Origin of the sequence: Microbacterium sp. LWH7-1.2, from assembly GCF_038397755.1 — a bacterium.
In the GTDB taxonomy this organism is placed as follows: Bacteria; Actinomycetota; Actinomycetes; order Actinomycetales; family Microbacteriaceae; genus Microbacterium.
This window is the reverse complement of the sequence record NZ_CP151637.1, coordinates 3,750,180-3,768,359: the sequence shown is the minus strand read 5'-3', so window position 1 is coordinate 3,768,359 and position 18,180 is coordinate 3,750,180. Positions and strand designations below refer to the sequence as shown.

The 18,180-nt window shown below is 67.6% G+C and carries 20 protein-coding genes and 3 pseudogenes; 14 read left to right on the top strand and 9 right to left on the bottom strand.

Going from position 1 to position 18,180, the window contains the following annotated elements; translation table 11 throughout:
- Position 1: 1 nt before the first annotated feature.
- The gene (locus MRBLWH7_RS17450) at positions 2–1,654 is read right to left on the bottom strand and encodes an FAD-dependent oxidoreductase (RefSeq protein ID WP_341996787.1); all 1,653 of its coding nucleotides are present in this window, start codon (positions 1,652–1,654) and stop codon (positions 2–4) included.
- A gap of 14 nt (positions 1,655–1,668) precedes the next feature.
- Positions 1,669–2,016, bottom strand: coding sequence for a UBP-type zinc finger domain-containing protein (locus MRBLWH7_RS17445; protein WP_341996785.1), 348 nt, complete (start codon positions 2,014–2,016; stop codon positions 1,669–1,671).
- An 82-nt stretch (positions 2,017–2,098) separates the two neighbouring features.
- Between MRBLWH7_RS17445 and MRBLWH7_RS17440 the strand changes: the two genes are divergently transcribed.
- Both MRBLWH7_RS17440 and MRBLWH7_RS17435 read left to right on the top strand, forming a co-directional pair.
- Positions 2,099–2,860 carry an MBL fold metallo-hydrolase gene (locus MRBLWH7_RS17440; protein WP_341996783.1) on the top strand — a complete coding sequence of 254 codons (762 nt, stop codon included), beginning with the start codon at positions 2,099–2,101 and terminating at the stop codon, positions 2,858–2,860.
- A 177-nt stretch (positions 2,861–3,037) separates the two neighbouring features.
- A complete protein-coding gene (locus tag MRBLWH7_RS17435) occupies positions 3,038–3,376 on the top strand; it encodes a hypothetical protein (protein ID WP_341996780.1) in 339 nt (112 codons plus the stop codon).
- Positions 3,377–3,431: 55 nt separating this feature from the next.
- Here the strand turns inward: MRBLWH7_RS17435 and MRBLWH7_RS17430 are convergent, their stop codons facing one another.
- From MRBLWH7_RS17430 to MRBLWH7_RS17420, 3 genes are read right to left on the bottom strand one after another with little or no spacing between them, the layout of a single operon-like run.
- Positions 3,432–4,271 carry a hypothetical protein gene (locus MRBLWH7_RS17430; RefSeq protein WP_341996779.1) on the bottom strand — a complete coding sequence of 280 codons (840 nt, stop codon included), beginning with the start codon at positions 4,269–4,271 and terminating at the stop codon, positions 3,432–3,434.
- Positions 4,272–4,305: 34 nt separating this feature from the next.
- Complete coding sequence (locus MRBLWH7_RS17425) at positions 4,306–5,004, bottom strand: iron-containing redox enzyme family protein (RefSeq protein ID WP_341996778.1); 699 nt, start codon at positions 5,002–5,004, stop codon at positions 4,306–4,308.
- Positions 5,001–6,143, bottom strand: a complete 1,143-nt coding sequence (locus MRBLWH7_RS17420; protein WP_341996775.1) for a 3-oxoacyl-[acyl-carrier-protein] synthase III C-terminal domain-containing protein — start codon at positions 6,141–6,143, stop codon at positions 5,001–5,003. The genes MRBLWH7_RS17425 and MRBLWH7_RS17420 overlap by 4 nt, the downstream gene beginning before the upstream one ends.
- 150 nt (positions 6,144–6,293) lie before the next feature.
- Here MRBLWH7_RS17420 and MRBLWH7_RS17415 point away from each other — a divergent pair, with 150 nt between their 5' ends.
- The gene (locus MRBLWH7_RS17415; RefSeq protein WP_341996773.1) at positions 6,294–6,740 is read left to right on the top strand and encodes a pyridoxamine 5'-phosphate oxidase family protein; all 447 of its coding nucleotides are present in this window, start codon (positions 6,294–6,296) and stop codon (positions 6,738–6,740) included.
- Positions 6,741–6,821: 81 nt separating this feature from the next.
- Here the strand turns inward: MRBLWH7_RS17415 and MRBLWH7_RS17410 are convergent, their stop codons facing one another.
- On the bottom strand, positions 6,822–7,112 hold the full coding sequence (locus MRBLWH7_RS17410) for a helix-turn-helix transcriptional regulator (RefSeq protein ID WP_341996771.1): 291 nt from the start codon (positions 7,110–7,112) through the stop codon (positions 6,822–6,824).
- Here MRBLWH7_RS17410 and MRBLWH7_RS17405 point away from each other — a divergent pair.
- The 6 genes and pseudogenes from MRBLWH7_RS17405 to MRBLWH7_RS17380 form a co-directional block, all read left to right on the top strand.
- Positions 7,020–7,251: pseudogene (locus MRBLWH7_RS17405) on the top strand (hypothetical protein); the annotation flags it as partial. The gene MRBLWH7_RS17410 and the pseudogene MRBLWH7_RS17405 sit on opposite strands and share 93 nt — an antisense overlap.
- 266 nt (positions 7,252–7,517) lie before the next feature.
- Positions 7,518–8,612, top strand: a complete 1,095-nt coding sequence (locus MRBLWH7_RS17400; protein WP_342002118.1) for an IS110 family transposase — start codon at positions 7,518–7,520, stop codon at positions 8,610–8,612.
- An 8-nt stretch (positions 8,613–8,620) separates the two neighbouring features.
- A pseudogene (locus MRBLWH7_RS17395) lies at positions 8,621–9,061 on the top strand (ATP-binding protein); the annotation flags it as partial.
- A gap of 277 nt (positions 9,062–9,338) precedes the next feature.
- Complete coding sequence (locus tag MRBLWH7_RS17390; RefSeq protein WP_341996769.1) at positions 9,339–9,860, top strand: transposase; 522 nt, start codon at positions 9,339–9,341, stop codon at positions 9,858–9,860.
- Between the two features lie 29 nt (positions 9,861–9,889).
- Positions 9,890–10,558, top strand: coding sequence for a transposase (locus MRBLWH7_RS17385; protein ID WP_341996767.1), 669 nt, complete (start codon positions 9,890–9,892; stop codon positions 10,556–10,558).
- An 18-nt stretch (positions 10,559–10,576) separates the two neighbouring features.
- The gene (locus MRBLWH7_RS17380; protein WP_341996765.1) at positions 10,577–10,753 is read left to right on the top strand and encodes a hypothetical protein; all 177 of its coding nucleotides are present in this window, start codon (positions 10,577–10,579) and stop codon (positions 10,751–10,753) included.
- Positions 10,754–10,927: 174 nt separating this feature from the next.
- Here MRBLWH7_RS17380 and MRBLWH7_RS17375 read toward each other — a convergent pair.
- Both MRBLWH7_RS17375 and MRBLWH7_RS17370 read right to left on the bottom strand, forming a co-directional pair.
- Positions 10,928–11,121, bottom strand: a pseudogene (locus tag MRBLWH7_RS17375) (FAD-binding protein); the annotation flags it as partial.
- 162 nt (positions 11,122–11,283) lie between these two features.
- Positions 11,284–11,811 (bottom strand): flavin reductase family protein, encoded by a 528-nt coding sequence (locus MRBLWH7_RS17370; protein WP_341996763.1) that lies wholly within the window; start codon positions 11,809–11,811, stop codon positions 11,284–11,286.
- A 366-nt stretch (positions 11,812–12,177) separates the two neighbouring features.
- Between MRBLWH7_RS17370 and MRBLWH7_RS17365 the strand changes: the two genes are divergently transcribed.
- The 4 genes from MRBLWH7_RS17365 to MRBLWH7_RS17350 all read left to right on the top strand — a co-directional run bounded on the left by MRBLWH7_RS17365 (position 12,178) and on the right by MRBLWH7_RS17350 (position 16,474).
- The gene (locus tag MRBLWH7_RS17365) at positions 12,178–13,380 is read left to right on the top strand and encodes an acyl-CoA dehydrogenase family protein (protein WP_341996761.1); all 1,203 of its coding nucleotides are present in this window, start codon (positions 12,178–12,180) and stop codon (positions 13,378–13,380) included.
- A 38-nt stretch (positions 13,381–13,418) separates the two neighbouring features.
- Entirely contained in the window at positions 13,419–13,982 is a 564-nt protein-coding gene (locus tag MRBLWH7_RS17360) for a flavin reductase family protein (protein WP_341996759.1), read from the top strand.
- A gap of 185 nt (positions 13,983–14,167) precedes the next feature.
- On the top strand, positions 14,168–15,025 hold the full coding sequence (locus tag MRBLWH7_RS17355) for an NAD(P)-dependent oxidoreductase (RefSeq protein WP_341996756.1): 858 nt from the start codon (positions 14,168–14,170) through the stop codon (positions 15,023–15,025).
- Positions 15,026–15,091: 66 nt separating this feature from the next.
- On the top strand, positions 15,092–16,474 hold the full coding sequence (locus MRBLWH7_RS17350) for a Xaa-Pro peptidase family protein (protein ID WP_341996754.1): 1,383 nt from the start codon (positions 15,092–15,094) through the stop codon (positions 16,472–16,474).
- 113 nt (positions 16,475–16,587) lie between these two features.
- Here MRBLWH7_RS17350 and MRBLWH7_RS17345 read toward each other — a convergent pair whose 3' ends face one another.
- Positions 16,588–17,289 carry an MBL fold metallo-hydrolase gene (locus MRBLWH7_RS17345; protein WP_341996752.1) on the bottom strand — a complete coding sequence of 234 codons (702 nt, stop codon included), beginning with the start codon at positions 17,287–17,289 and terminating at the stop codon, positions 16,588–16,590.
- A gap of 189 nt (positions 17,290–17,478) precedes the next feature.
- Here MRBLWH7_RS17345 and MRBLWH7_RS17340 point away from each other — a divergent pair, with 189 nt between their 5' ends.
- A complete protein-coding gene (locus tag MRBLWH7_RS17340) occupies positions 17,479–18,162 on the top strand; it encodes a helix-turn-helix domain-containing protein (RefSeq protein ID WP_341996750.1) in 684 nt (227 codons plus the stop codon).
- The last annotated feature ends 18 nt before the right edge of the window (positions 18,163–18,180 follow it).

Genomic DNA, 18,180 nt, shown 5'->3' with positions numbered 1-18,180 from the left:
GTCAGCGGATCTCGGCGAGCGCGCGGTGCACCGATGCGACGGCGCTGGATCCCTCGCCCACCGCTGCGGCGACGCGTTTCATCGAGCCGCGGCGCACGTCTCCCGCGGCGAAGATGCGGGGCACCGACGTCTCGAACGGCAGCGGTTCGCGGCCCATCCCCTGCCAGCGCTCCAGGGATTGCACCGACACGTCCGTGCCGGTGCGGAGGAACCCGTCGGCGTCGCGATCGAGCTCCGCGAGCCACGACGTCGCGGGCTCCGCGCCGATGAAGCAGAAGAGCCCTCGCGCCGCGACGTCGCCGATCGAGTCGATCCGGACGCTCTCCAGCGCCGACCTGCCACCGAGCGCCGTGACGCGGGACTGGGTGTGCACGTCGATCCGCGGGTCTTCGAGCAGCCGGTCCACGAGATACGACGACATGCGGCTGCCGAGGTCGGAACCGCGCACCACGAGGTGCACGGGGCATCCGTTCGCGGCGAGGTACAGCGACGCCTGCCCGGCGGAGTTGGCCCCGCCGACGACGACCACCGGCGACTCGAAGACCTGTCGCAGCTCGAGCGGCGTCGCGGCGTAGTAGATGCCCGCGCCCTCGAACTCGTTCCAGCGGTCGAGGTCGAGCGTGCGGTAGGCCGCCCCCGAGGTGACGATCGCCGTGCGCGCACGGATGACGCGTCCGTCGGTGAGCGTGACGTCGAGGTCGTTCCCCGCGGGGCGGAGGTCTGCGGCCTCACAGGGTGCGTAGACGCGCACCCCGAACTTGAGCGCCTGGAGCGACGCCTGGCCGATGAGGTCACCGCCGCTGACACCGAACGGGAAGCCCAGGAAGTTCTCGATCCGCGACGTCGCCGCCGCCTGCCCGCCCGGGGCCACCGCATCCAACAGCACGGTGCTCAGGCCTTCGGAGGCCCCGTAGATGGCGGCCGCGAGCCCGGCGGGGCCGCCGCCCACGACGACGAGGTCGACCACCTCGTCGGCGCGGCCCTGGTAGCTGAGCCCGAGCCGCTCAGCGACCATGCCCGGCGTCGCCCGCTTCATGGCCTCGCCCTGGATGAAGGCGACCGGCAGGTCGTCGAGGCCGATGCCGTGCTCGCCGAGCGTCCAGAGGTCGCCCGGGGCGAGCTCGATGGCCGTGTGCACGAGATCGACCCGCTCCGCGAAGCGGCGCAGCGCCAGGAATTCCCGCGACGAGCGGGGTCCGACGAGCTTGAGGGTCAGCGCGGCGGGACCGGTGCGGAGGATCTCGCGCCGCGCCCACAGCGCGTGCAGGATGATGTCGCACAGCTCGTCGTCTTCCGCCATCAGCACGCGCAGGCGCGAACGACTGACTCGCAGCATCCGTCCCGCTTTCGTCGCCCGGGCCGACAGGAACGCGCCCTGCCCGTTGAGGAGCCCCAGCTCGCCGACGAAGCTGCGCGGCCCCATCGTGCCGACGTGGGTCTCGCCCACCCAGCCGAACGCGACGCGGACGATCTCGATCTCGCCGCTGTCGACCAGGATGAGGTCGTAGTCGAGGTCACCGGCTTCGAACAGGTACTCGCCCTGCGCGACATCGTGCGGCTCGCCGAACGACAGCAGCCGCTCCCACTGCGCGTCGGTGAGCGCGGGCTTCATCATCCGCTCGAACTCGCGCTGCGTCATCTTCGCGGTGCCCATCGCACGTCCCTTTCTCAGCGGTGGATCAGTTCGCGCCAGTCGGCCGGAACCCGGCCCTCCGGCCCCGGCGACGGCTGCGTGTCGGGACGCGATTCGGGCGGCGAGAGCCGGGGACCGTCGATGTAGTCCTCGGCGACGTAGTCCCAGAACCACTCCTCCCCCGGCTCGAAGCTGCGGACGTACCGGTGGCCCGTCGCCCGGAAGTGCGCGGTCGCGTGCTGCGCGGGCGAGGTGTCGCAGCAGCGCACGTCGCCGCACACCGCGCACCGCCGCAGATGCACCCACCACCCGCCGACGTCGTCGCAGTCGGCGCAGCCCTCGCCGGAGGGCGGCACGGTGGGGTCGATCTCACTCAGGCTCATGCGCCTGCCTCTCATCACACGCGTTCCGTCGGTGCGATGCTAACGCGCCCGTGCGGGAACGGGGCCGTTAGAGTGAACGGCGATGATCGAGGTCGCCGACGGTGTGCTCGTCGCCACCAGCCGCGTGATGTCGACGACGTCGACCGTGCTGTGCCGCGACGGCGAGGCCCTGCTCATCGATCCGGCGTGGATGCCCGATGAGCTCGATGCCCTCGCCGACGAGCTGGACGCACGCGGGCTCCGCGTCGTCGGCGGCTTCGCCACGCACGCCCACCACGACCACCTGCTGTGGCACCCGCGCTTCGGCCCCGCCCCGCGCTGGGCGTCGCCCGCGACGGCGGCGCTGGCCCGCGATGAGCGCGCGGCCCTCGTCTCGGCGCTCGGCGTCGACTTTCCCGGCGAGCTGGTGGAACTGATGGGGCGGGTGGAGGGAACGGATGCTGCGATCCCGCCCGCGTCGGTTCCTCGGGGCTTCGCACCCCAGTTGGTGGTGCACGACGGCCATGCTCCGGGTCACACCGCCGTGTGGCTGCCCGGGGAGCGCGTGCTGATCGCCGGGGACATGCTGAGCGACCTCGAGCTGCCGCTCCCGTTCGACCCGGACGACTTGCCGTCATATCTCGTGGCGCTCGATCTTCTCGCGCCGTACGCCGGCCAGGCGGAGCTCGTGATCCCCGGCCACGGCACGCCCGGGTTCGACGCCGTGGCCCGCCTGGACGCCGACCGCCGCTACCTCGACGACGTCATCGCCGGGCGCGCGCCGACCGACGCGCGCCTCGCGAACCCGGGGATGCCGGAGGAGTACGAGCGCCTCGCAGCCATGGTCGCGGAGCTCGGTTCCTGAGACGTCGAGCCTCCTCGACGCTGCGAGGCTCAGCATCCGTCTCCTTAAGGGGTTTCGGCAGTCGTTCCTTATCGACAGGTGCGTGCCTCGGTCGTAGAATCCCGCCAGGAATGGCGCAACAGGGGGATTTGTGCGCCCGAGTCGATTCTCCTGCGCCCGGAACCTGGGGAGGGTCCGATGAAGAATCCGATCAAGAAGGCTGCCGCGACGGCCGCGCTCGTCCTCTGTGCCACGCTCGGCGGTGCGGCCGCAGCGCAGGCGAACGGGTGGGCGTACGAGATGCCCGCGACACCGGAGGGCAATCACGCGGCGACGTGGGGGGACAACTGCGAGAAGATCGAGTTCGACTACGACGGGGTGCTGTCGTACACGCTTCCCGACAGCTACACGGTCGTCGTCGTGAAGGCAGGACGCACCAACACGGTGTACGAGTTCTTCGGCGGTGGCGACGTGTCGTCGCTCTCCGGCAAGGACATCAGTCACATCATCTACTGCCCGGGGCCCGGCGGCTCCTGACGCCGCACACGATGATCCTCCCGCGTCCGTTCGGCGCGGGGGGATCGCCGTCTCCTCAGTCGAACTCGGCCGGGGTGTCGCGCGGGTGGGCACCGCCGGCGAGCTTCACGAGGTGCGCATGGGCGTACTCGCAGACGAGCGCATGGCGGTAGACCATGCGCGGGACGTCGACGTTCGAGTCCATCCAGAGGCTCATGCCGGCGAGCTTCCAGTGGCGGAAGGTGTCGTCGCCCGTGACGAGCGCGAGGATCTCGAGGAACGAGTCGTCGAACCGGATCGAGTGGACGGCGCGCCGGTACTCCTCCACGGTGAGCGCCATGGAGAACGGGATGTTCATGAAGCACAGCGCGCTCTGGATATCGAGCCGCAGGTAGCGCCGGCGGCCCCGTTCGGCGTCGAGCGGCGGGATGTCGAGTTGCTGGAAGTCGAGCGTCTCCGGGCGCGTGAGCGCAACACCGTCGAGGGCGATGAGCACGTCGTACACGTTGACGTCGTGCTCGACCACGGCCGAGTCGCCGAGGCCCGCGAGGGTCTCGGGTCGCAGCGTCACGGGCACCATGTCGACCGCGGTGTTGCGGATGATGAAGTTGACCAGGTTCGTCTCGACCACGAAGTGCCGGATCAGCAGCTCGACCGCGCCGGGCGAGACGAAGCGCCGCAGGAACCACACGCACAGCGCGTCCATGGTGGGAAGCGGCATCCACCGGAACGGCAGCACGCGCTTCACGATCGAGATGATCGCGACGAGCACGCGCGAGACGATCCGCGCGATCGGGTAGAGCCAGCGCCGCGACAGGCGCCGCTGGTCGTTGATGATCTGACGCACCAGCGCGCGGTCCAGGGGGACGGAGGGATCGGCGTACACCGCCTCCCACATGCTCGGGTCGGAGCGCACGAACTCCGGCATGCTCGGCCGCGGCGCCGCCACGTCAGCGGTCCAGTTCCTCGAGCTGCAGCGCGTACAGCCGCGCCACCACCTGCGCGCAGCGGACGATGTCGTCGGCGTCGCGGTCATCGATGATGCCCGACGTCAGGATCGCCTCCATGTCGCCCGTGTGCTCGGCGTCGGCATCCTGGTGGTAGCGCATGAAGTGCACCTGGTTGTCGGCGAGGCCGAGCACTTCCTGGAATCTCGCCGCCCAGCCCGCCGCGCGCTTCGCGCCCAGCCCCTCGATGATGAACATCGCACCCAGCAGCCCGACAGGGTTGGGCTGGGCCGCGTAGTGGAACATGTAGCCCGACAGCGCCTCCGACCCGATGTTCTTGCGCCCACGGCGCAGCTCGTCGAGCGAACCGCCGATCGCGACGTAGTCGCGCTCGAGCATCAGGTAGTCGCGGTGCTCCTCCTCGGCGTGGCGGATCGCCGCCGCGCGCAGCTCGAAGTGGTCGATGTCGAAGCTGGCCGCCGCCCGCGAGATCCACGGCGACCCGTCGACCACCTGCTGGCGCAGGTTGAAGAGCAGCCGCCGGTAGTCGTCGAGTGTGACCGTGCCGTCGGCGAGGCGCTGGAGGATGGGCACCCGGTCCAGCCGATCCTCGAGCTCGACCCAGACCGCGGCGAGGCGGTCGAACAGGCTCACCGGCTCATCGCGGGCGGTGTCGGCGGAGACGGTCGTCGTGCTGCTCATATCGGAGCTCCTTGCTGGTCACGGGCGGCGACCACGGTGAGATGGGCGAAGGCGAATGAGAAACGCCCGGATTCGGGCACCGCGAGCAGCACGGTCTCGCCGGGTGCGAAGCGGCCCGAGTGCCAGGCCTCCTCGAGCGCGATGAAGATGCTCGCCGAGCCGGTGTTGCCGCGGGTCTCGAGGTTCGAGAACCAGCGGTCGGTGTCGAGCGTCGGGATGCGGCGGCGCAGCGCCTCGAACGCGACGTCGCGGAACATGTTGGTGCTGTAGTGGCACACGACGTGGTCGAGGTGGCGCACGTCGACCAGTCCGATGTCGACGAGTTCCTCGAACTGGCGGATGCCGGCCTCGGCGAGGTCGTCGAGCATGCCGACGTCCTGCCGAAGGAGGAACATCCCGGCGGCGTCCGCCTCGGCGATGCCGGCGTCCTGCCATGTTCCGCCGACCACCGGCTCCGCTCCCACCATGCCGGCGCGCATGCACACGTCGTGCTCGTGCGCGAGCGAGACGTGACGCACCCAGTCGACGCGCAGCGACGGCTTGTCCGGGTGCGGCTGGAACTCGACCACCACGGCCCCCGCCCCGTCCGACAGCATCCAGCGGAGGAAGTGGGCGTCCATGCCGGCACGGATGCCGTCATACCGGCGCTGGCGGAGACTCCGGCTTGCGAGTTCCGAGCCGACCACTGCCGCGCGCGGGTGGTCGCCGAGCCGGATCTTGCTGACGGCGGCGTCGAGGGCCGCGAGGCTGGACGCGCACACACCGGACGCCGACAGCAGCTGCATGGGCCCGCCACCGAGTCGCCCGTGCACCATCGAGGCGAACCCCGGCACGAGCACGTCGCCCATCGTGGTCGCGCACGCGAGCATGCGGATGTCGTGGGCGTCGATGCCGCGATCGTCGAACGCCGCACGGAGGGCCTTGACCGCGAGTTCTTCGTTGAGCTCGGTCGGCTCGCCGTGCTCGTCGAGCGCGTAGTGCCGCTGCCGGATGCCGTTCGAGTCGAGGATGCGCCGGCGGGTGCGCTCCGTGACCGCGTCGACACCGCCGAGGCGCGCCGCGATGCCGTCGTTGTCGACCGCCTCCCCCGGCAGGTACCGGCCGAACCCGGTCAGATAGGCATTCGCCGTCGCGCCCATGGTGACGAGACTAGGGGGAAGACACGGATGCTGCGGCCCGCAGCATCCGTCATCTTCGAAGCGCAGGTGCCCAGTGCCCTTTTGGTCGCGGCGGAACTATGGTGTGCGCAGGGGCCGTGTGCGGCGGACGGGATCGACGGAGATGGCGTCATGGAAGACACGAACGATGCGGTCGTGAGTCTCAGCGAGGAGCAGTGCTGGAATCTGCTCGCGCGCGGCGAGCTGGGTCACCTCGCCCTGGATGCGGACGGCGACCCCGATATCTTCCCCGTGAACTACGTGATCGATGGACCGCGCGTGTTCTTCCGCACCGCGCCCGGCTCCAAGCTCGCGGAGCTCACCCAGCATCCACGGGTCGCCTTTGAAGTGGACGAGTACGACGACACCCACGCGTCGAGTGTGATCGTCAAGGGCGTGGCGGAGCGCCTCGAGGTGCAGCGAGAGATCGACGAGGCGGACGCGCTCCCGCTCACCCCGTGGATCCCCACCCTGAAGTACCGCTGGGTGCGCATCGTGCCGACCCAGGTCACGGGCCGGTGGTTCGCACGGGCGCCGGAGCCCGCGCGCTACCGGGCGTCGGAGAAGGAAGGCGCGTAGGCGGCGAGGTTGTCGCATCGGCGACGGCCGCGCCGTTCGGGTGGATCAACCCCCACTCCAGGCGGCGCGATGGCCGCTTGGTCAGTGGCGCAGCGTGTCGGAGGGGTATTCACCGAACTTCGCGCGGTACTCGGCGGCGAAGCGCCCCGCGTGGCCGATGCCCCACCGACGGGCCACCGCGACGACCGTCGTGACCGCCGGATCCGCGTCGCGCAGCTCAGCGTGAACCTGACGTAGTCGACTGTCACGCAGGTACCTGCTGGGCGAGACACCGAATTGATGAGCGAAGCCGTACCGCAGCGCGCGCACGGAAATCCGCGCGGCCTCCGCGATCTGCGCGACGCAGATCGGCTCGGCCAGATGGCCGACCAAGCCCGCGATGCCGGCTGGTCGTTCGAGGACTACCTCGCCGCGGTGCTGGAACGCGAAGTCTCCGCCCGCAACGCCGCGGGTCCTGCTCGAAGCGCAGAACGTGGTGCTGCTCGGCCCTCCCGGCACCGGCAAGACACACTGTGAGACTACGAAGGGGCCCGGTGGTCTCCACGGCACCGGGGTGCCAGTGTCGGTGCTGGTAGCTGCGGCTGACCCAAAACGACTCACTGACCCGCTCCTCGCGGTGTCCTGGCAATGGATCTGTCGTCGTAGCCGCCGGCACCGGCCCGGCCCACCGCCGTTGGCCTGATCAGAAGCCTGGCCGGCCCCTCAAGGGTCGTGCCTCATCACAGTCCTGCTACGTGGTAACTCTCCCGAGCCGGTGTCGACCCAGATGGCACTCACCTGAAGGAGAAGCACCATGACATCAATGCTCGCAGGCGTCGTCGACTACGTCATCGGCGTCGACACCCACCGCGACTCGATACAGCCGCTGTCGTCGATGGCCACACCGGCGGCGTCATCAGGCACCTCACCGTCGCCACGGACGCGTTCGGCTATCGGCGGCTCCAGGCGTTCGCGGACTCCGCCGCCCCCGGCAAGAGGGTGTGGGCGATTGAAGGAACCGGGAGCTACGGGGCCGGACTGACCACGTCACTCCTCGAGCACGGGGAGTGGGTCGTGGAAATCGACCGGCCTGCACGCCCCGCTCGGCGCGATGGAGCGAAGTCGGACGACCTCGATGCGGTCCGGGCGGCCCGTGAGGCGCTCAGCCGGGACCACCTTGCCGCACCCCGGTCTCGCGGCGACCGCGAAGCACTGCGGGTCCTGGTCTCAGCGTGGCAAGGCGCCGTCGTGAGCCGCACGAAGGCGATCGGACAACTCAAAGCGCTCATCGTGAACGCCGCGCAGCCACTACGAGACCAACTCCGCCGCGGCACTACCGACGAACAGCTGCAGCGCTGCGCCCGCCTGCGCACGAGCCCATCGCAATCGATCGAACACCGCGCGACCGTCCGGGCGATCCGCGGGACCGCCCGCCGCGCACTCATGCTCGAAGCGGAAGCGTCCGAATACGAGACCGAGATTGAACAGCTCGTGGTTCGGATCTGCCCCACCCTTCTCGCACGACCCGGGATCGGGACCATCACCGCAGCGCAGTTCCTGATTTCGTGGTCACACCCGGGCCGGATCCGCTCCGAAGCGGCCTTCGCATCCCTCGGCGGCGCGGCCCCGATCCCAGCCTCCAGCGGAGCCGTCACCCGCTTCCGCCTCAACCGCCGCGGCGATCGCCAACTCAACCGGGCTCTGCACACGGTCGCGCTGACGCGTCTCAGGATCCATGAGCCGACGAAGGCCTATGCCGCCCGTCGAACACTCGAGGGAAAGTCGGCTCGAGAGATCAAACGATGCCTCAAGCGCGCCATCGCACGAGAGGTCTACCGCATCATGGAAAGCGAAGCGCGCGGCGTCGAACGAGACCTCACACCTGCCGCTTGACGCGACGTAGAAGCATCCTCGCCACCGCGCTCGGGATTGTCGCCGCCCGCCACGGGCATCGAGTGCTGTTCGCCACCGCGACGGACTGGGTCACCCGCCTCACCGACGCGCATCGGCAAGGGAACCTGCCGCGCGAGCTCACCCGGCTACGCCGCTACGGGCTGATCATCGTCGACGAAGTCGGCTACCTGCCCTTCGAGCAAGACGCCGCGAATCTCTTCTTCCAGCTCGTTTCGTCTCGCTACGAACACGTGTCGCTGATCCTCACCAGCAACCTGCCGTTCAGCGGCTGGGGCGGTGTCTTCGGAGACCAGGCCGTCGCTGCCGCGATGATCGACAGGATCGTTCACCACGCCGACGTACTCACCCTCAAAGGCGCCAGCTACCGGCTCCGCGGACGAGGGATCGACAGCCTCCCGAGCATCAGAACCCAGGATCCGGCAGACTAACGAAACGACGAACCGGTGGCCTCATTTTCGAGCGTCGCTTTGGCTTCAGGTTGGACCGTCGTCGACGTTGAAGAATGAAGTCGTCCCTGTCCTGGGTGTGACCCTGTCGTCGACGGGCTTCGTGCCTTGCATCTGATCTGTCCACCCGGGACAGGGTTTCGCGAGCCGGCCAGGGCTGGCATGACCTCATAGGAGCTTGGGTCGAAGCCCCCATCAACGTCTTGTCTGCCCTCCCTGACCGGCGAGCCCTCACAGGGAAGTGGAAGGCGGAACCATCATGACAACGATCCAGCCGGAAGTCCCCGCCGGCATCGACACGCACGCCGATACGCACCATGTCGCGGTGATTGATGCCGACGGTCGAAGGCTCGGCGATGCCGGGTTCCCGGCGACACTGATCGGGTACCAGGCCATCGCAGCGTTCATCGGTGCGTTCGGCTTGGTCCAGCACGTCGGCATCGAAGGAACGCATTCCTATGGCGCAGGCGTCACGATGCATCTGCAATCAGCGGGGATCCGTGTCGTCGAAGTCATCCGCCCCAATCGTGAGGTCGGCCGGATGCGGGGTAAGTCGGACCCGATCGACGCCTACGAGGCCGCGAAAGCCGTGCTCGCCGGCCCAGGTCATCCCGAACCGAAGCAGCTGGACGGTGTCGTGGAGGCCCTCCGCTACGGCCACGCCGCGTCGCAGCGCGGTCAAGGCGCGTGCTGCGACGCGAGTGCAGATCAAGAGCCTGCTGGTCACCTCACCCGAGCAGATCCGCGCCAGATACCCGGGATCACAGTGATGGCAAGCTGATTCCGGCACTCGCTCGCACCCGGCCAGCGATGGAGGAGAACCTACTCAGCAGGACGGTCCTGTCCTCGCTGAAGTCGCTGGCCCGGCGATACCCGCTCCTCAGCGTCGAAGCCGCCGCGCTCGACGCTGAGCTCGAGCAGCTGGTCGCGCAAGCGAATCCCGCCCTGCAGCAAACCAAGGGCATCGGCACCGTCACTGCCGCGCAATTGCTGATCACGGCGGGCGAGAACGCCGACCGGCTTACGCCAGAGGCATCCTTCGCGGCGCTCTGCGGCACCAATCCGATCCCTGCCTCCAGCGGCAAGACGACCCGTCACCGCCTCAATCGCGGCGGGGACAGGCACGCGAACTCCGCCCTGCACCAGATCGCCGTCGCCCGGATCACCTGCGACCAGCGCACTCGCGACTACATCGCCAAGAAGCGGAATGAAGGGAAGAACACCAAAGAGATTCTCCGCTGCCTCAAGCGAGCGATCGCCCGCGAAGTCTTCACCCCCATCACCAGCCCACCCCCCGCCGCGGACTATCGCGAACTGCGCCCCAAGCGTCAAGAGCTCGGCCTGCTCCAGGTCCACGCAGCGGTCGGACTCGGCGTCAGCACCGCGAAGATCTCCCTCGCCGAGCGCGGCCAGGTCCACGATGCCGTCTTCCTCACCAACTACGACAGCTGGCTCAACTCACGCGACTTGACACCATAGGAGCATCAGGCGGTCTCGGTGGCGGCCACTGCTGCCACCTTCGCGGCGGAGCTCGTCGCCTCTACGGGAGGCTATGACTGGCCGCCCGACACGCGCGGCCGGCCTCGGCGAACGCTCCGCCCCGCCGTCGAGGACGCCTCGGGTGTCGCGACGCGCGGGGTGGTGGCATCCGTTGCCGCGTATCGCGCCACCTGAACCCCGGCCTAGCATCCGCCGCGAGTTCGGGGAGGGAGGGAGTCGTCTGTTGGCGTCGGGCGGAGTGACGGGGGTCTCGACGGCGACGGGCGCGGTGCCGGCGGGAGGCCAGGGCTCACCGCCGGAGACGCGCGGCAGACCGCCGCGCACCGCAGATCCCTAGGCCATCGCCGGTTACGCCTGCTTCGCCTCGAGCGCGGCGATCAGCTGCGGCACGACCGTGAACAGGTCGCCGACGACGCCGAAGTCCGCAATCTCGAAGATGGGGCGTCAGCGTGCTTGTTGATGGCGACGATCGTCTTCGCGGTCTGCATACCGGCCTGGTGCTGGATCGCACCCGAGATGCCGACGGCGACGTACAGCTTCGGCTCCGCATCAGTTCCGCTCCTCCTCCGCTTGGACGGCGTGGTCGGGGTCGGCGCTCAGGGTCGTACGCCTCCCCCTCAGGCCGCAGCTCGCGCGAACCAGGGGCTCTTTCGTCCGTCGGTGTCCTGTCAGCGTTCGAGCGTCAGGTCGCACAGCGCGATCGGTCAGAACGCCAGAGTCGAGGCCGGGCTCAGTTCATGCCACGTACGGTTGTGGTAGACGAGCGGCCGCGCCGCGTCGGACTCCACCTCGCCTCGGTCGACGATCTCGACCGCCTCTAGGATGCAGAGAGTCGACGAGCCGGCCCGCACGTGGTCGACCACCCGCGCGCGGACGATCACGGGGGCGCCGACGAAGAAGGGCTCGCCTCCGGGCAGCACGTCCCACTGTCCCGCGTCCTTGAACCGGTCAGCGCCGCGCTCGGCGCCGAGCTTCGCCAGCCAGGCGCACCCTGCGTCGAGCATGTGCACGACGACCGTTTCCGCGGCGAGCACGACGGGAGTGCTCGACGAGATGTCCGAGACGGAGAAGACGAGGAGAGGAGGCTCGGCGCTCAAAGAGGAGAGCGAACTGACGGTGAGTGCAGCGTTCACACCGTCCGCACTGGCGGAGATCACCGCGACTCCGGCCGGATGGTTTCGGAAGGCCCGCTTGAGCTGATCGGCCGATACGGTGTGGGCTGTCTGCTCCATGATGGCTGGCCTCTCTCTGTCCGCTGAAGTCACTCTGACCATGCTTGCGTCTCCGTTCAGTCCGGTTGGGTTGCATTCCACAACCGGTCTCATCCGGATGGCTCGCGGGTTGGCCGCCACCCGAAAACTGCGTAGCGTTCAACTTTAATGAACATTTGCGGGCCGTCAAGACCCCCAGTGAACACCGTCGTTACCAGATGTGAGTCGCGTAGGAGCAGGCGCGCCGTCCGCGCCGCTGACCTCACAAGGCTGGCGTCGACATGTCCAGTCACGCTCCATGTACAGTAGAAATTGACAGCGCCCATCGACTCTGTCATTTTGTGATGAACGAATGTCACCGCGCTGCAGGCCGAAAGCGAGCAAGACATGGGTGAGGCAGAGATCCGATCGCAGGTGTCCGCGATCATCTCCAAGATCGACGCGCTGCAACCACTGCTCGTCGCCAGCGGCCGCAGCGGTGATCAGACGCGCCATGTGGACGACGAGGCGTTCGCGGCACTGGTGGGCACCGGGGCGTTCGTCGTCTCGACCCCGGAGAAGTTCGGCGGACTCGCTGCGAATACCCGCGAGTCGATGGCCGTCGCGCGCGCAGTCGCACGCGGAGATGGAAGCCTGGCGTGGGTGTTCGGCATTCTCGACTCGGGAGCGTGGGTCCTCAGCCTGATGGACGACCGCGCTCAGGCGGACGTCTGGGGAGACGATGCCGACGGGAATCGTCTCATCTCGATCGTGCTGGCTACGACGTCCGATTCCATACCCACCGACGGCGGATACCGGGTCTCCGGGAAGTGGGCTTACGGCACCGGCAGCACGCACGCGAGCTGGTCGCTGCTGGGTATCCCGCTGAAGAACGCGGCCGGCGAGATCGTCGACGCCGGATTGGCGCTCGTTCCCGCTTCTGACCTGTCCTCCGAAGACAATTGGCATGTTGCCGGGATGAGGTCCACCTCGAGCGTGACGCAGATCGCGCAAGATGTGTTCGTACCTGCTCACCGCGTGTTGCCACTGACCGCGGCTGTCGAGGGTGATTACCTCGGCAGCAACACCGAGGCGACGTATCGGACCGTCTTCGTTCCCTCGCTTTTCATGAAGCTGGTCGGGCCCCATCTCGGCATGGGACGCGCAGCACTGGACTTCGTCATCTCCCACGCCGACACGAAATCCATCGCGTACACCGGCTACGAGAAGCAGACGGACTCCAGCATCTTCCAGTCGTTGATCGCGAAGGCGAGCGTCAACCTGAGCGCCGCAGAGTCCGTCGCGCAGCAGGTCGCCGATGAGATATACGCCGGGGCCGATCGAGCCTACTACGCTCCGTACGCGACGCGCATCGAGATGCGCGCGAAGGCGGCATGGGTGGTGGAGACGATCACCGCCGTAATCAACGATCTCATGATGGCTCACGGCTCGAGCGGGTTCGCGGACGCGTCTTCTCTGCAACGGATCTGGCGTAACCAGGCGACGGCGGCCACGCATGGTCACACGCTCGGCGCGAGCGGGTACGAAGCTTACGGCAGAGTCCTGCTCGGACGCGAGGACGACGCCCGCTTCGTGCTGCCCATCGTGTGACGGTCGCGTCGAGTCAGGAAGAGGCACGGAGGATGTCAATGGAGGCAGAACCACGTATTTCTGCGGAGCAGTTCCGCTTCGCGTTCCGCTCGCACCCCGCCGGCGTGGCCGTCGTCACGGCTGACGCGGGCGACGGACCGGTGGCCATGACGGTCAGTTCAGTGGCGTCCATCTCGATCGACCCGCCGACGTTGATGTTCTCGGCCTCGGCCATCTCGTCGAGCACCCCGACCATCTGCAGGGCCGAGACGGTCGTCGTGCACCTTCTCGCCGCCGACCACGTGGCGCTCGCCAGGCTCGGATCGCGTAGCGGTGCCGCACGGTTCGGAAGCGACATCGAATGGGGGCGGCTACCGACCGGCGAGCCGTACTATCCGGGGGTGACGTGGCTGCGTGGCCGCGTCATGCAACGCATCGACGTGCACGGTTCGACGGTGCTCATCGTCGAGGCGATCGAGGCGAAACCCCACCTCGAGGATGAGGCGGGCGAGCCATCGCCGTTGGTCTATCACAATCGGCGGTGGCATGTAATCAACGGGAAGACCGAGCTGCCCACGACAGCGGCTCCCCCCTTCCACAGGGTATATGGGCGCGACGACTGACAAACGAGGCGACAGCGCGCAGATTTCATCCCGCTCGAGGTGTCGGGGAACGCCCGCGCGATGTCGCACCTGGGCCCCGTGATCGGCGTCGAGTCGCTCTTCAACGGAGCGACGGTTCAGGTCGACGCGATTTCCAGGCTGTCAGAACGAGAAAGGAGGGGCTCAGCATGAACCACATCGGTTTCTTGGGCCTGGGCCGCATGGGAGCGGCCATTTCACTACGCGTGGCTCGGTCGGGATCACCGATCGTGGTCTGGAACCGGACGCCGCTCGCCCCGGACAGTGAGCTGCTCAGGGCTGGACTGATACAAGCGGATTCTGCGGCGGAGGCTCTCGCGGCACCGGTCTCGTTCTCCATGCTGGCGGACGACTCAGCCGCCGACGCCGTCCTCAGCCGCGCGAGCATCGGAGCCGCCGGGCAAGGCCGCGTACACGTGAACCTGGCCTCCGTCAGCGCCCAGATGGCAGATCTTCTCACGCGCCGCTTTGCCGACGCGGGTGTGACCTACATCGCGGCGCCGGTCCTGGGTCGACCCGAGGTGGCCGCGGAGGGCGGCTTGAACATCCTCGTCGCAGGACCCCAACACGCCGTGGCGGAGGTCGATCCTCTGCTCGCCTTCGCCAGCGTCAAGCGGTGGTACCTCGGAGAGTCGCCACGACGGGCCAACGCCGTGAAGGTCGCGATGAACTTCATGCTGCTCCATGCCCTGGAGTCCATGGCTGAGGGAATCGCGCTCGTCGAGGCGGAAGGCGTCGACGGGTCGGACTTCGTGGATCTGTTCACGACCACCTTCTTCGGCGGGCCCATTCACCGGGTCTACGGCCGCATCATGGCCGACAGGCGCTACGACCCGCCGGGCTTCACCGTCGCGCTCGGCCTGAAAGATCTGAGTCTCGCTGAGCAGCTCGCCGCGGAGAGACACGTTGAGCTGCCGACGGCGCCGGTTCTGCGCGCGCAGTTCGAGACCGCGCTGGCTGATCCCCAGCTCGCGGGTCTGGACTGGTCGGTCATCGCCGAACTCGGGCGAGCGACCGCATCATGATGCGCGCCGCGATCGCGCCCGACCCGAGATCCCACGGGGCGCAAGTGCCCCCTCCGAAGGAGTGACATGAAGAACACCGGCACCACAGGCACGAACGGCGTCGACTGGGAGGCGCGGGTCGATTTCGACCGGCTTCGCGACGAGCGACTCGCCCGTTTGAAAGCGGAGCTGCAGCGATCGGAGCTGGGAGCCGTCCTGGCATTCGACTTCTCGAACATCCGTTATATGACGTCCACCCACATCGGTACCTGGGCGATGGACAAGCTCATCCGCTTCAGTTTGCTGACACGCAACACCGACCCCATCTCGTGGGACTTCGGATCAGCGGCCAAGCACCACGCTCTCTACAATCCCTGGCTCGACGTCACCTCATCCGAGATGGATGCCGATCCCCATAGCCCACATGAGGGGACGAAGAAGCCGCGGCTGGAGTCGGGTGCCCGGGCGGGCATCTCCACCCTGCGGGGCGCCTTCCCCGTCGACGCCGGCATCGCCGACGGGGTCGCTCGCAAGATCAAGCGAGAGCTCGAGAAGTTCGGGGTTGCGAACGAGCCCCTCGGCGTCGACGTGATCGAGCTCCCCGTCCTGTTCGCTCTCCAACGAGCCGGCATCAAGGTCGTCGACGGTCAGCAGGTATTCCTGGAAGCGCGCCGCATCAAGACTTCCGACGAGATCCGCCTGCTCACGCAGGCAGCGTCCATGGTCGACGCGGCTTACGAGGAGCTGTACCGCTTCCTGCGTCCAGGTGTCCGCGAGAACGAGGCCGTCGGTCTCGTGGCGAAGACGCTGTACGACCTCGGGTCCGAGTACGTCGAAGGCGTCAATGCGATCTCCGGAGAGCGCTGCTCCCCACACCCCCACGTCTTCAGCGACCGCCTCATCCGTCCCGGAGACCCCGCTTTCTTCGACATTCTCCACAGCTGGAACGGATACCGGACGTGCTATTACCGCACCTTCGCCGTGGGGTCGGCCTCGCGCGCCCAAGAGGACGCGTACACACGAGCGCGAGAGTACATGGATCGCGCGATCGCCCTGGTGCGCCCCGGCGCGACGACCGCCGACATCTGCGCTGTCTGGCCTACCGCGCAAGAGTTCGGTTTCGCCGACGAGGAGGCCGCCTTCGCGCTGCAATACGGGCATGGGGTCGGCCTCTCGATCTGGGAGAAGCCGATCTTCTCGCGGCTGACGTCCTTCGACCACCCCGAGGAGTTGAAGGAGGGGATGGTCTTCGCGCTCGAGACCTATTGGCCGTCAGCCGACGGCTGGGGCGCGGCGCGCATCGAGGAGGAAGTCGTCGTGACGGCGGACGGGTGCGAGGTCATCACGAAGTTCCCCGCCGAAAAGCTCCTTATCGCGGGCCCACGATACATCGCCGTGGGGGGGCCGCTCAACGATGTCCGCGACTCCCAGTCCCACCTCAACACGCCTTGGGGCCGGGCAGAGGCCTGACGCACCGCCCAGCCACGGACGGCTCGGCGGTGCGATCGCATCGCCGAGCCATCCGTGTCTCTGTGGACATTCCGATCGGGTGACCCCACGCGCCAGCTGCTGACCGACAGGGGTCATACGTCGACGGACTGGCCGTAACCGAGCTTGGAGATCGGCACTCCGCCGACACCGTCCACGCCGAGGAAGTACATCGCGTACTCCTGGCCCAGCTCGCTGAGCTCGATCTCGTGAATCTGGATCGCCCGAGTGGAAGCGACTCCCCGGATGAAGTCGATCGCCTTCCCGATCGATGTCCACGGGCCGCTCGTCGGCATCAGCAGTGTGTCGACGGGAACGCCCGGGAGTTCGTAGGAGTCACCGGGATGGAAGACCCGGCCATCCACGAGGAACGAGATGTCGCGCCCTGCTGGCATATCCGGGTGTACCACGGCGTGCGTCCCTCCGAAGGCCCTCAGGGAGAAGGGGCCGATGTCGTGGGAATCGCCAGGGCTCACCTCGGTGACACAATCGTCGGATCCGAAGATTTCGGCTAGCCCGACAGGCCCGTACACCTGGAGCTGCGGGTTCATCGCGAGCGCTTCCTTCACGGCGTCGACATCCAGGTGGTCGAAGTGGTCGTGTGTCACGAGGACCCCCAGGGCGCTCGCGAGGACCTCCGCCTCCGTGCTGAGTGTCCCGGGGTCAGTGATGATACTGTGGCCGTCTTTCTCGAACCGTACAGTGGCGTGCGTGAATTTTGTAAGCAGGATTGAACAACCCTTTTGGGGTAAAGGAGGCCCGAACAGCTCCGCACTCAGTTCTTCGGCGAGGCTCAACAGCTGCGGATCCCATGATCGACAGCTCGATCATGGGATCCGTCGGCCGAGACGGGCAGGCCTCGGGGCGGACGTGCGTCCGTGCTTCCGCGCTGAGCTTCCCGGCGTGTCGTTCTGCAGTGAACCCTTAGCTCTTCTCCGTCGCGCTAAGCTGGACAAGTCCCCTCTATTGAGCCAGAGTAGGTAACCATGTCGACGGCGAACGAAATCGGCGCCCGCCTCCGCCGCCATCGTCAGGCCAAGGGCCTGAGCTTGCGTGCCGTCGCACAAGAACTCAAGGTCTCGGCAAGCCTTATTTCTCAAGTAGAGACCGGCAAGAGCCAGCCATCCGTCGCGACACTGTACTCGCTTGCGACGTTGCTCTCGGTTTCCGTCGATGAGCTCCTCGGGCTGGAGCCGGCCGGGACTGCGCCGCTGCCTCTGTCCAAGGAAGAATCGATCGTGCAGCGCGCGACCCAGAATCCCGTTATCGAGATGGAGAATGGCGTTCGGTGGGAGAAGCTCGCCATGGGCGCCGGCGGCCCGGCGGATGTCCTGCTGGTCACTTACCAGCCTGGCGCGTCCAGCTCGGTCGAGGACCGGCTGATGCGGCACATCGGCCTCGAGTACGCTTATCTTCTCGAAGGCTCCCTCCACTTGCAGGTGGAGTTCGACACGTACGAGGTGAATGCCGGCGACTCATGGCATTTCGATTCATCGAAGCCTCACCTCGCCGCGAATCGCGGGGACACTCCCGCGGTAGGCATTTGGTTCATCGTCGGGCGCCACGGAGAGAACATGGTGGCTGCCCAGGAAACGCTGAGTTCCGCGCGGCCGCCCGCTCGTTCCGCGGTGGATGTACTGCGTCGACTCGACTCCCTGGAAGCCCAGTAGACCCACGGCGTGGGCGAT